Source organism: Stenotrophomonas sp. 86156_Sma (assembly GCF_056481625.1).
Genome location: NZ_CM151157.1, coordinates 2736538 through 2748493, shown reverse-complemented (window position 1 = coordinate 2748493; position 11956 = coordinate 2736538). Strand labels below are relative to the sequence as shown.

The window sequence follows — 11956 nt, the reverse complement described above, 5'->3', positions numbered from 1 at the left end:
GCATGGCCGACGCACTGCTGGAACTGCATGGCGTATCGCGCGCCTATCGCTCCGCCGCCGGCGAGGTGGTGGTGCTGAAGGACGTTTCGCTGCGCATCGATGCCGGCGAGTTCATCGCCATCATCGGCCCCTCGGGCTCGGGCAAGTCCACGCTGATGAACATCCTTGGCTGCCTGGACCGGCCGACCGAGGGCAGCTATCGGGTGAACGGCGAGGCCAGCGAGCAGATGGCGCCGGACGCGCTGGCACGCCTGCGCCGCGAGCATTTCGGCTTCATCTTCCAGCGCTACAACCTGATGGAGAACCTGAGTGCCACCGAGAACGTGGCGCTGCCGGCAGTCTATGCCGGCGTGGAGGCGGACGTGCGCACTGCCCGTGCACGCACGCTGCTGGAAACGCTGGGGCTGGGCGAACGCATGGCGAACCGGCCGAGCCAGCTGTCCGGCGGCCAGCAGCAGCGCGTGTCCATTGCCCGTTCGCTGATGAACGGCGGCGCGATCGTGCTGGCCGATGAACCCACCGGCGCGCTCGATCACGCCAGTGGCCAGCAGGTGATGGCCGAGCTGAAGCGCCTGCATGCAGAGGGCCACACGGTGATCCTGGTGACACACGATGCGGCGATTGCCGCCAACGCGGCGCGGGTGATCGAGATCGCCGACGGCCGGGTGGTGACCGACCGCGGCGAGCGGGGATCGCGTGCTGTGGCTGAAACACCCGGGACCGAACGCGGCGTGTCGCCGGTCACCGAGCGCCGCGCACGCATGGATGCGATTCGCGAAGCCGCGCGGATGGCCGTGCGCTCGATGCTGGCCCATCGCCTGCGCACGCTCCTGACCATGCTTGGGATCATCATCGGCGTAGCGGCCGTGGTGACCGTGGTTGCGCTGGGCAAGGGTGCACAGGCGCAGGTTGAATCACAGATCAACGAACTGGGCGCCAGTACGCTGGAGATCTTCCCGGGCTCGGATTTCGGTGACCCGCGCTCGGCGGAGATCGAGACGCTGGTGGTGGGCGATGCGGACCATCTTGCGGCGTTGAGTTACGTGGACAGCGTGAGCCCGAACCTGAGCGGATCGGTGGCGGCGCTGCAAGGCAACCGGCGTGCCAATACCCAGGTGCTGGGCGTGGGGGCCGACATGCCGCGCGTGCGTGGGCTGCGGCTGAAGGCCGGCCGTTTCTTCACCGACGCCGAAGTGGATGCGCACCGTGCCGTGGGCGTGGTCGACCAGAAGGCGGCCAAAGCACTGTTCAGCGGCAGCCCGATCGGCAGCACGGTACTGCTGGGCGGCATGCCGGTGGAGGTGATCGGTGTGGTCGGGGCCAATGCGTTCGCGGGCGGTGCAACCCCGACGGTCTACGTGCCGTATACCTCGGCGGCCTCGCGGCTGCTGGGCAGCGAGCGCCTGGAGAGCATCACGGTGCGCGTGCGCGACAACGTGCCCACCAACGCCGCCGAAGCCTCGCTGGGGGCCGAGCTGGAGCGGTTGCATGGCCGTCGTGACTTCTTCATCTACAACGCCGACCAGATCCGCAAGGCGGTGATGAAGTCCAGTCAGACCATGGCAGCGTTGGTTTCGGCCATCGCAGCAGTGGCGCTGGTGGTCGGCGGGGTGGGGGTGATGAACATCATGCTGGTCTCGGTGAAGGAGCGCGTGCGCGAGATCGGCGTGCGGCTGGCGGTGGGCGCGCGGCAGGGCGACATCCTGCGCCAGTTCCTGATCGAGGCGGTGCTGATCTGCCTGTTCGGTGGCGTGCTGGGGGTGCTGTTCGCGTTCGGGGTGGGTGCGCTGTCCAGCCTGCTGTCGCTGGGTGTGCCGTTCCTGTTCACGGCGGGCCCTGTGCTTGCCGCGCTGGCATGCTCGTCTGCGATCGGGCTTGGCTTCGGCTACTTCCCGGCGCGCAGCGCGGCACAACTGGATCCGATCCAGGCGCTGGCAGCGGAGTAGGCGCAGGCCCGGTGCGGGCATTTGTGGAGCCGAAGGCAACGGCAGGAGCCGTTGCCTTTGGCTCCACAGGAGCAGCCTCAGGATGAGGGGCGCGGATGCGTGCGCACGCGTGCACGCTCGCGATACAGACGGCTGTCGGCGCGCTGCAGGGTGTCGGCCACCGTCTCGCCGGGTGCATGATGGGTCGCGCCCAGCGAGAAGGGCGTGGGTGACTGCCCGGCATGCTGCGCATACCACTGCTCCAGCGCGGCCAGCCGTCCCGGTTCCGGTGCAGTCAGCACCACCATGAACTCGTCGCCACCCATACGCACTACGCTTTCCATTGACCCCAGTGGAGCGCGCAGGAAGGCGGCGAACTCGACCAGCACCGTGTCACCCCGTGCATGGCCCTGGGTGTCGTTGATCTGCTTGAAATGATCCAGATCGAACATCAGGCAGGCCCAAGGCTGGTCGATCAGTTCGTCCAGGCGGGGCAGGAAGCGGCGGTTGTAGCTCTGGGTGAGGGGATCCTTGAAGGACATCTCGCGCAACTGCTGTTCCTGCATCCGCAGTGCGGTGACGTCCTGCGCATGGCCGAGCACGTAGGGTGGGGTGGCCTCGTTGTCGAGCACGTTGTGATACGCCCAGAAATGCCGGGTACCATCGGCGGCGATCAGCTCGATGACCCCGGCATCGGTGTGGTTGACTGCGATGCGTTCCAGATACGCCTTGAACGCGGCCCGCTTCTCCGGCGGCATCAGGTCGCACAAGCTGCGCCCGATCATGTAGCTCTCATCGAAGCCCAGTGACTGCACGGCCGCTGGGTTCACCGAGGTCAGCACGCCCTCCAGCGTGTGGGTGCAGATCAGGCCAAGGCTGTAGTGGAACAGCCGCCGGTAGCGGGTTTCGCTGGCTTCCAGTGCATCCAGCGCGGCGCGCTCCTCGGTGATGTCCTGTATGGCCCCGACCAGCCGCGGCCGGCCATCGACCTGCTGCCGGCCTCCAACCACGCGGGTCCAGATGGCTCGTCCGTCGGCGGTGGTCATCGGCAGCTGCACCTCCCACGACGTGCCTTCATCGATGCAACGCTGCACCGCCGTGTGGATGATGTTTCGGCTGTCCTCGCGATAGAACGAGAGCGCAGTTTCGAGCGTCGGTTCGAAGTTGCTGCGCACGCCGTGGATCTGCTTGGTTTCGCGGGTCCAGCGGACCTCGTTGCTGACCAGGTCCATTTCCCAGCCACCCACCCGGGCCGCGCGGTTCGTGCGCTCCAGGAAGTCCTCGCTGCGCTTCAGCTCACGATGCAGGGCCTTGGCCTGGCCGACCTGGGCCATCAGCGTGCTGCGCTGCTCCAGCACCTGGGTGGTGACCCGGGCCAGATGCACCATCAATTCGCGCTGGGAGGGAGACAGAACGCCCGGCATCGGGTCGAGCAGGCACAGCGTTCCTATGCGCGCGCCATGCGCCGAGCCCAGCGAGATGCCCGCGTAGTGGCGGATGCGCGGGCCGCCGGTGACCAGTGGATTGCTGGCGAAGCGCGGGTCCTGGCGCGCGTCCGGAATCTCGAACAGCGTGTCCTGCTGTATGGCATGGGTGCAGAATGAAATCTCGCGCGCGGTTTCGCTGACACCTTCCAGCCCGATGTTGGCCTTGAACCACTGGCGCTCGTCGGCAACAACTGAAATCAGAGCCATGGTCATGCCGGTAGCGGCACGCGCGGCGGCGACGATCGCATCGAAAACGGGCTCTGGCGGTGTATCGAGCAGATGCAGGCGGTCGAGTTCAAGCAGTCGTTCGGCTTCGTCCATGGCGCGTTTCAAGGCTGGGGTGGCGAGGGCGGCTTCGGCGGCTGTCATGCACCACGCTAGTGCGTAGCGCGTTATGTATCGCCACGACGGGGTGACGCCGACGTGACGCATCCCGGTCAGGGCTTGCGGGGCCCGCGCGAGGGGCGCACCGAAACGTGACGGTGGTCGCGAACATGCCAACGCCAGGGAAAGTCCACCGCACGGGTGATGCCGATGCGGGGCCCGACCACCGGATCCTCGGGGGGAGGCACGCCATCGCAGGCAATAACAATGCCGTGGCTGCCGGTCACCAGGTCTGCGCCATCGAAGCCGCGGTCCAGCCCGAAGGCCTGCGAGAGCTTGCCGGGGCCGCTGGCCAGATCATGGTCACGTCGGGCCGCCGGGCGCAGTTCGCGCATTCGTTCCAGCCCCGCCATCGGCTCGGCGGCCCGCAGCAGGACGGCGACGCCCTCGCCGATTTCGCCGCAGACCACGTTGCTGCCCCAGTGCATGCCGTAGGTGAAGTAGACATACAGATGGCCGGCCTCACCAAACATGCTGGCGGTGCGTGGCGTCTGCCCGCGATAGGAGTGCGCGGCCGGATCGATGCTGCCGGCATAGGCCTCGACCTCGACGATGCGCGCCGCGCGACCATCGTTGCGTACCAGCAGCTTGTAGAGCAGCTCGGGCGCAACGTCGGTCGAAGGGCGCTGGTAGAAGCGGCGCGGAAGGATCTGCAGTGAAGCGGGCAACCAGTCCGGCACGGTAGTGGCAGGCTCGGGTGAAAGACGGTGGCACTGTGGCATCGGTCAGGTGAAACGGGCGCAGACGCAGCATCATTCCGGCGCACGCGGCGCGGCCAGTGCCGCGCGCCGCGCGGCATAGACTTCGGGCGTCTGCGGCTTGATGAACAGTGCAACCAGTTCCGGATACTCCCGCTTCACCGCCGTTTCGATGCGGGTGATGCAGGCTTCAATCTGCGGGGTCCGCCGATCGTCCTCGAACTCGGCACTGAGCATCGCCACGACCTGTTCCGGCCCCATCTGCATGGTGGTCACGCCGTTCGCGCGACGCAGGTCCGGATCGGTTTCGGCCACCGCCATGATCCGCTCGGCCACCGCGGGGTGGGCAGGCTCTCCGACCAGCAGGCCCTTGGTCTCACGCGCCAGAAGGAAGGCGGTTGCGGCCAGCACGCCGGCAATGCACAGTGATGCAACGCCATCAAGCACCGGCATTTCCAGCAGCTGGGCGGCCAGCAGCCCGATCAGCGCGAAGCCCAGCCCCAGAAGGGCGGCACTGTCCTCCAGCAACACGGTGAAGGTGGACGGGTCCTTGCTGCGGCGGAATGCTTCGAAGTAGCCGAGTTTGCCCTTGGTACGCCGGAATTCCCGCAGCGCTACCCACCAGGAAGCACCCTCGAACAGGATGGAAATGCCCAGCACGCTGTAGCTCAGCGCGTGGTTGCTGGCCGGTTCCGGCCGACGGATGTGCTGGATGCCCTCGTAGGCCGAGACGCCAGCACCAGCCGCGAACACCAGCAGGGCGACGATGAAGCTCCAGAAGTACAGCTCACGGCCATAGCCGAACGGATGCACGGGGTCTGGCGCCTTGCCGGCGCGGCGCAGACCGTACAGCAACAGGAGTTCATTCAACGTGTCGACCAGCGAATGCACGCCCTCACTGAGCATGGCCGAGCTGCCGGAGATGCCGGCAGCAATGAACTTTGCGGTGGCAATGGCCAGGTTGCCCGCGAGGGCGGCGTAGATGACCAGACGGGAACCGGTGGGGGCAGACATCAAGGCAAGGGGGAGGGCAGGTGGATGCCTGATCTTGCGGACGGGCATGTCCCCGAGATGTGCACGTGTCCGATGTGCCGGGGCCGGGCAGGCGCCCAACTGCCGCTGCGATCAACCCGGTTAGGAGGCAGGAATGCAGACGCCAGGCCCTACGCTGGGGTCAGTCCTCGTGGCCAACCGTGTTCGAAGCGACGTTGACTATTCTCCGTAACCTGAAGAGACTTCGATGAATCACAAATTTTCCTGGTCCGCCCTCCTCAGTCTGTTGCTCTGCGCCAGCGTCGCGCGGATCTCCAACACCCTCCTGCTCGCTGCGGGTGGCAAATTTTTCGTAGCGGCAAGCGCAGGCCCGATCGCAAGCTGGGGACGCCCTGGATACGGGCTGCTGATCGTCATCGGGTTCCTCGCGCTGGCGACCTGGTACTTCGGCGAGCGCGCGAAGGCCGTGCATAAGGCTCTGCCCGCCCGTTTCTTCATCTGATACCACCGTTTTTGCCCGGGGTGCCGGCCAGCGGCCGGCACTACCGTTCAATCCGCCATCACACGACCAATCGCATCGGCCAGCAGCGCCCGTACCCGTTCCGGCGGCAGGTCGGGATCGCGCACGGCGCGCATCGCTAGACCTTCCACCAGCAGTCGCAGAAGCAGGGTTCGGCTGGCAATCCGCTCTTCGTCCACGGCGCGGCCCAGATTGACGTCACGCTGGCGCAGCCAGGCATGGATCGCGGCGCTGGTCTGTTTGTCATGGGTACGCAGCACCTCGGCCAGCATCGGGTCGCGATGCGCCTCGGCGTTGATCTCCGCATACAGCGCCACGCTGGCGATGGCATTGCCGTGGATCGGCAGCACTTCGCCGCGCGCCCATTGCTGGTAGCACTCCAGCAGCCCATCAATCAGATCGGACGCCACCGGCATCTCGCTGATCGAGGCCTGGTCGTGGCGCAGCTGGCGCTCGATCAGGGCCAGGATCAGGGCGCGCTTGTTGGCGAAATAGCGGTACATCAGCCCCTGGCTGATCTCGGCCTCGGCAGCGATATCGCCGATCGAACCGGCATGGAAACCACGGGTGATGAAGCATTTCTGGGCGGCGTCGAGGATGCGCCGGCGCTGGGCTTCGGCATGGGCGGCGGCAGGGGCGTCAGCGGGTGCAGCTACGGCGGTTTTCGGCGTCATTGCATGAAGTCGGGGCGTCCAGAGGCGGGATAGTACGTCACAAAAGGTGTGAATGAACGGTCATTCATTTGTAATTCCCGCCTCCCAGACTGCGCCGGCCTTCTCCTTCCGCGAATGAGTCCGATGCGCCACGCCCTGCTGCACCGCCCGCTGCTCACCCTCGCCATTGCCGCCGCACTGCCGGCGCTGGCCCATGCCGAAGACAGTCCCAGCGCCGACGCCGAGGCATCCGCCGATGCCGCGCGCACCGTGGTCGCCCTTGACCAGGTGATGGTGACTGCGCAGAAACGCGCCACCAACCTGCAGGAGACCCCGATCTCGGTATCGGCGGTCGATGCCGAAGCGCTGAAGGACCGCAGCGCGATTTCGCTGGGCGGCTTGTCCGATGGCTCCATCCCATCACTGCGGGTCACGCCGTTCGCTACCCGCAGTTCTGCGCTGAACATCGGCATCCGTGGCATCGGCGCCTCCGGTGATGCCAACCAACCGGCCCGCGATGCAGGCGTTGGCATCTATGTCGATGGTGTGTTCATGGGCCGTGCGCAGGGGCTGGGCAGCATGCTCTACGACGTGGAGCGCATCGAAGTGCTGAAGGGGCCGCAGGGCACGCTGTTCGGCCGCAACACCGAAGGCGGTGCAGTGAGTATCGTGACCAAGCAGCCGACCGGTGAATTCGGCGGCAGCGTCAGTGCCGGTGTGTCCAACTTCAGCGGCTACAACAGCGCGCTGCACCTGGACCTGCCCAAGGTGGGCGATGTCAGCTTCAAGATCGATGCAGTGCAGGCCAGGCGTGGCGGCACCACCGACAATCCGATGCGTGGCGAGCGTGACTTCAACAGCTACGACAAGCGCGGCGCACGCCTGAGTGCGCTGTGGCAGCCGAGCGATGACTTCTCGCTGCTGTACGCGTTCGATCGCTCCTACGACGCCACCACGCCGTACCACACCCAGGTGCTGGTGCCGGGCGCGTACCTCAGCCCGTTGCAGAAGGCCGGTGCCAGCCCGGATCGCCGCGACAGCGCGATCCTCGGCGGCCCGCAGGAAGACAATACCGGCCGCACCAGTGGCCATCTGTTGAACCTGTCGTGGACGCTGAACGACAACCTGGAATTGAAGTCGATCAGTTCATACCGTGAACTCACCCAGGGCCAGTTCGACATGGGGCTGGTCGATGCGATTTCGGCCTATGGTGGCGCAGGCACACCCTTCGGGCGTTACAGCCTGGCCCAGGTCTACCAGCACCAGTACAGCCAGGAATTCCAGCTGATCGGCAACACCTCGCAGGTGCAGTTCCTGGGCGGTGCCTTCTATTACCACGAGACCGCTGGTGACAATGCGCAGACCCCGAACATGCTGGTCTGGGGGCCGGGTGGCAACAGCTACACCGTGAATCCGGCGACCAACCCGCTGGATCTCTCGCGGGTACGCATCGACCGCGCCAGCAAAGCGTGGACGGACAGCCTGGGCGTGTTCGGCCAGGCCACGTGGACGCCGGAAGCACTGCAGCGCCTGCACCTGACTGCCGGCGGTCGCTACACCCGTGACGACAAGAAGGGCAGTCTGTACACCGTCAACGGCGCGGCGACGAATCTCGCTTTCAAGGACCGCTGGAGCCGCTTCGACCCGATGGTCAACATCGCCTACGACCTCGGCGAGCACACGATGGTCTATGCCAAGTACAGCACCGGCTTCAAGGCCGGCGGTGCCAACTCGCGCTCGACCAACTACACCGCGTTCGGTCCTGAAGAAGTGACGGCCTATGAGCTGGGCTTCAAATCGCAGTTCTGGGACAACCGCGCGCGCCTGAACCTGGCGGTATTCGATTCGACCATCGCGCACAAGCAGATGGACTTCTCGCTGCCGTTCGACCCGAACAGCGGCGAAACCCGCACCACCATGGTCACCACCAATGCACTGAGCGATGGCAAGTCGCGCGGCGCAGAGCTGGAGTTCAACGTGATGCCGGTGGACAACCTCACCCTCGGCCTCAACTACGCCTATACGAAGATCGACGCGCAGACCGCGACGGACCCGTTCGGTGCAGGGGTGCAGGTAACGGTCCAGCCGCTGCTGGCGCCGAAGAACGCCGGCAGCCTGTCGGTCGACTACCTGGTGCCGTTCGCGAACTTCTCGGCACTGAAGTTCCATGTGGACGGCAACTGGTCCGATGGCTACTACACCAGCGAGTACGACCAGATGCTGACCGACAGCTCGTTCGTGGTGAACGCACGGGTGGCGCTGGTGGATGTGCCGGTCAACAGCACTGGCACCACCATGTCGTTCTCGTTGTGGGCACGCAACCTGCTCGATGAGCAGCATCTGTTCTACAAGATCAACAGCGCGGCGCTGGGCCAGAGCGGCATCTTCAACGACCCGCGTACCTTCGGCCTGGAAATGGCCGTCAACTTCTGATTCGAACGGAGAATTCCATGAAGCACCGCTCTACCGAACTTGTCCTGGCCCTGATGCTCAGCCTGCCGATGGCTGCGACGGCTGCTGCCGCTGATGCGCCGCAGGTCGCCGCCGCGAAGCCGACGGCCGTTGCGAACGTGAAGCCCGTCGCTGCCGATGCGCAGCGCGTGATCCCGCTGCAGGGCGCCTGGAACGTGCGTACCTTCGCCGGCCTGCAGGGCCGCCACGGTCCGATTCCGGCCGATGCGTTCGTGCGCACCGCAGACCTCGGCCGCCTCACCGATGCCGACCGTGATGCCCTGGCCGCGGCCGGCGTGAAGCTGGATATCGACCTGCGTACCGCCGATGAAGAGGCGCAGTCGCCGGACCTGCTGGCCAGGGATGATCGCTTCGCCTACCAGCGCATCTCGCTGATGGGCACCGAGAAGATGGACCTGCAGAAAATGATGGGCAGCTTCCCGGACACGCTGGGCGAGGCCTATGTGCAGTGGTTGGGCCACAGCCAGCCGCAGTTCAAGCAGGTGTTCCAGCGTATCGCCGCGCAGCAGGATGGCGCGGTGCTGTTCCATTGCACCGCAGGCAAGGACCGCACCGGCATCATCGCCGGCCTGCTGCTGGACCTGGCGGGTGTGCCGAAGGCAGAGATCGTGCACAACTACGCGATCTCTGCGCACTACCTGGAAGGGCAGCCGAAGGACAGCGCGATGAACGCGCAGATCATGGCGTTGATCAAGCAGAATCCGGAGATCGGCCGCAAGATGGCCGGCATGTCCGGTACCGCGCCGGACAACATGGAGCAGTTCCTGGCGGTACTGCACAGCCAGTACGGTGGTGCAGAGGGTTACCTGAAGTCGATCGGGGTCAGCGAACAGGAGATCCAGCAGTTGAAGGTGCGGCTGGGGCAGGCTGGCTGAAGACTGCCAGGCTGAAGGCAGGTGCCGGACAGCCCGGCACCTGCCGTGCGTCATCACGGCTGCTGCGGTGCTACCAGGATGGCGGCATCCAGTACCGGGAATGTCTGCGGTGCCTGGCCGGACGATGCGACCAGGCGGATCTCCAGCGTGGTCGTTCCCCCATCGGCGGCATTCAGCGCCTGCAGGGCCCCCAGTTTCTGCGGCAGCGGCACCGCGAACGTGGTTGGGTGGCTGTGATCCATCCCGGCCATGGTCGGCCCGAAGAACGATACGGTGCCGGCGTAGTACGGACTGTCGGCCGCCACGGAGGCGGTGCCCTCCGGTGCGTTGATCAGCACGTCGAACTCGCGTGTATTGTTCAAACCGCGTGGTCGCTCCAGGGTCACTTCGGCAATCAACTGGCGCGGGCCCGATGTGGTCAGGTGCGCGCGCACCGCCTCATTGGGGACAGCTACGCGGACGGCGCCATCGGAGCGTGTGCCGCGCACCAGCCGCACCGCGCCGGCAGCTGCGGGCAGCGTGACCGCCTCCAGCATGTCGTTGCGGCGCGCGTAGACGTAGTCGTAGTCGAAGGCCGTGGTGGAGAAGAACGCACTGGCCGGACGCTCGCCAACGGGCTTGCCCTGTGCATCGACGAAGAACCGGAACGGTTCGTTCATGAACTGACGCCGCTGGTCGACGTTGATGGGCATGATCGGCTTGCCGCGGGATTGCTGCAGCTGGTTCCACACATCCCACAGGCGGTCCATGTTGGCGTGGTGCAGGTAGAAGATCGGATCGAGTGGTGACAGGAAGTTGGTCATGTTGCCGTAGGGGCCGGGATCGACCGCGCCGACGCCACCGATGCAGTTGTGCACCTTGTTGTGCGGGAATCCTTCCAGTACCGAGAATTTCGTGGCGCCGTCAGGCTGCACCACGTGCGAGGCCGTACGCGAGCTGGTGAAGCTGCGGCTGACATCGTCGTTGTAGAACTCGACCGGCGACAGCCCCGCGTGGATGGTGTCGGGAGACACGGCCGAAGCGGTCTTTGCATCGAAGCCGGGATTCTCGCGCCAGAGGTAGCGGGCGCCGCAGGTGATCGCATAGGCCGCATTGCCCGAGATGCCGGTCTTTTCCGCGACGCTGTAGCCGGTTACATCGTTCCAGACATCGTCCGCAGTGAGGTAGCCGCGGAACTTGAGCTGGCCGCGTTGGCCTGCATCCAGCGTGTCCCAGTAGCGCTGCAGCGCCGGGCGCATGAACCGGGTGAAGACCGCCAGGTTGCGCGTATACGGCGCATAGGCGCTGTCAGTGGGCGTCAATACGCCGTCGAACATCGCCGGGGGAATCCGTGGCAGCTCGGTCCAGTCCCAGTAGGGCATGGCGAACTGCGGATCACCGCTGAGCGTACGGATGGTCTGTTCGAAGTAGCCGACATAGCCCCGGTGCCAGACATAGAACCACCAGTTGCCGTGCGGGCAGTCCATCAGATGCACGAAGGCGTTGCGGAACCAGTTGCGTGGATCGTCTGCCGGCAGTGCCAACATGGCCTTGATGCCACGCGCGTAGCTGGCCAGCATGCGCTGGCCTTCGGGGCTGGTGACGTTGTAGCGGTGGTAGCGCGCCTGCGCGGCCTTTCCGGCCGGTGCGGCGCCGCTGGCCCAGGCTCCGGGCGCCACCAGTGACGCCAATGACGCGCTGGCGGTGGTGGCAAGAAAATCACGACGTGTGTAGCGCATAGCCTTCCCCCTGGTGATTGGTTGAACCGCGTTGGGTTACAAATCACTGGCAGGACCGGCGGCAGCGTGGCGGCCGGCCCGACGGGGACATCCAGCCCCGCCGCTTCCACCGGCAGGTGCAACGATGGCAGGGGTGGAAGCGGCGGTAGTATAGGCATGGCAAACAGAGCTGATCTGCGAAGCAGGCCACAGTCGCAGGCGCGTACACATCTGCCCGGCTGAAGCTGTTCA

General features: G+C 65.8%; 9 protein-coding genes. 4 read left to right on the top strand and 5 right to left on the bottom strand.

The features are described 5' to 3' along the window. Nucleotides 1-2: 2 nt before the first annotated feature. Nucleotides 3-1946 carry a MacB family efflux pump subunit gene (locus ACZK33_RS12775; RefSeq protein ID WP_423174014.1) on the top strand — a complete coding sequence of 648 codons (1944 nt, stop codon included), beginning with the start codon at nt 3-5 and terminating at the stop codon, nt 1944-1946. A 77-nt stretch (nt 1947-2023) separates the two neighbouring features. On the opposite strand, the gene ACZK33_RS12770 is transcribed toward ACZK33_RS12775, so the two are convergent. The 3 genes from ACZK33_RS12770 to ACZK33_RS12760 form a co-directional block, all read right to left on the bottom strand. Next, complete coding sequence (locus ACZK33_RS12770) at nt 2024-3733, bottom strand: sensor domain-containing diguanylate cyclase (RefSeq protein WP_423174013.1); 1710 nt, start codon at nt 3731-3733, stop codon at nt 2024-2026. A gap of 116 nt (nt 3734-3849) precedes the next feature. Continuing rightward, complete coding sequence (locus ACZK33_RS12765; protein ID WP_423174012.1) at nt 3850-4476, bottom strand: DNA-3-methyladenine glycosylase; 627 nt, start codon at nt 4474-4476, stop codon at nt 3850-3852. A 72-nt stretch (nt 4477-4548) separates the two neighbouring features. Continuing rightward, a complete protein-coding gene (locus ACZK33_RS12760; protein ID WP_423174011.1) occupies nt 4549-5508 on the bottom strand; it encodes a cation diffusion facilitator family transporter in 960 nt (319 codons plus the stop codon). A gap of 226 nt (nt 5509-5734) precedes the next feature. Here ACZK33_RS12760 and ACZK33_RS12755 point away from each other — a divergent pair, with 226 nt between their 5' ends. Continuing rightward, nucleotides 5735-5989, top strand: coding sequence for a hypothetical protein (locus ACZK33_RS12755; RefSeq protein ID WP_032127210.1), 255 nt, complete (start codon nt 5735-5737; stop codon nt 5987-5989). Nucleotides 5990-6036: 47 nt separating this feature from the next. Here ACZK33_RS12755 and ACZK33_RS12750 read toward each other — a convergent pair whose 3' ends face one another. Then, complete coding sequence (locus ACZK33_RS12750) at nt 6037-6681, bottom strand: TetR/AcrR family transcriptional regulator (RefSeq protein ID WP_423174010.1); 645 nt, start codon at nt 6679-6681, stop codon at nt 6037-6039. A 123-nt stretch (nt 6682-6804) separates the two neighbouring features. Between ACZK33_RS12750 and ACZK33_RS12745 the strand changes: the two genes are divergently transcribed. Both ACZK33_RS12745 and ACZK33_RS12740 read left to right on the top strand, forming a co-directional pair. Continuing rightward, nucleotides 6805-9093 carry a TonB-dependent receptor gene (locus tag ACZK33_RS12745; RefSeq protein WP_423174009.1) on the top strand — a complete coding sequence of 763 codons (2289 nt, stop codon included), beginning with the start codon at nt 6805-6807 and terminating at the stop codon, nt 9091-9093. Nucleotides 9094-9110: 17 nt separating this feature from the next. Next, on the top strand, nt 9111-10007 hold the full coding sequence (locus ACZK33_RS12740; protein ID WP_423174008.1) for a tyrosine-protein phosphatase: 897 nt from the start codon (nt 9111-9113) through the stop codon (nt 10005-10007). Between the two features lie 53 nt (nt 10008-10060). Here ACZK33_RS12740 and ACZK33_RS12735 read toward each other — a convergent pair whose 3' ends face one another. Beyond that, complete coding sequence (locus ACZK33_RS12735) at nt 10061-11725, bottom strand: tyrosinase family protein (protein ID WP_423174007.1); 1665 nt, start codon at nt 11723-11725, stop codon at nt 10061-10063. Between the last annotated feature and the right edge of the window lie 231 nt (nt 11726-11956).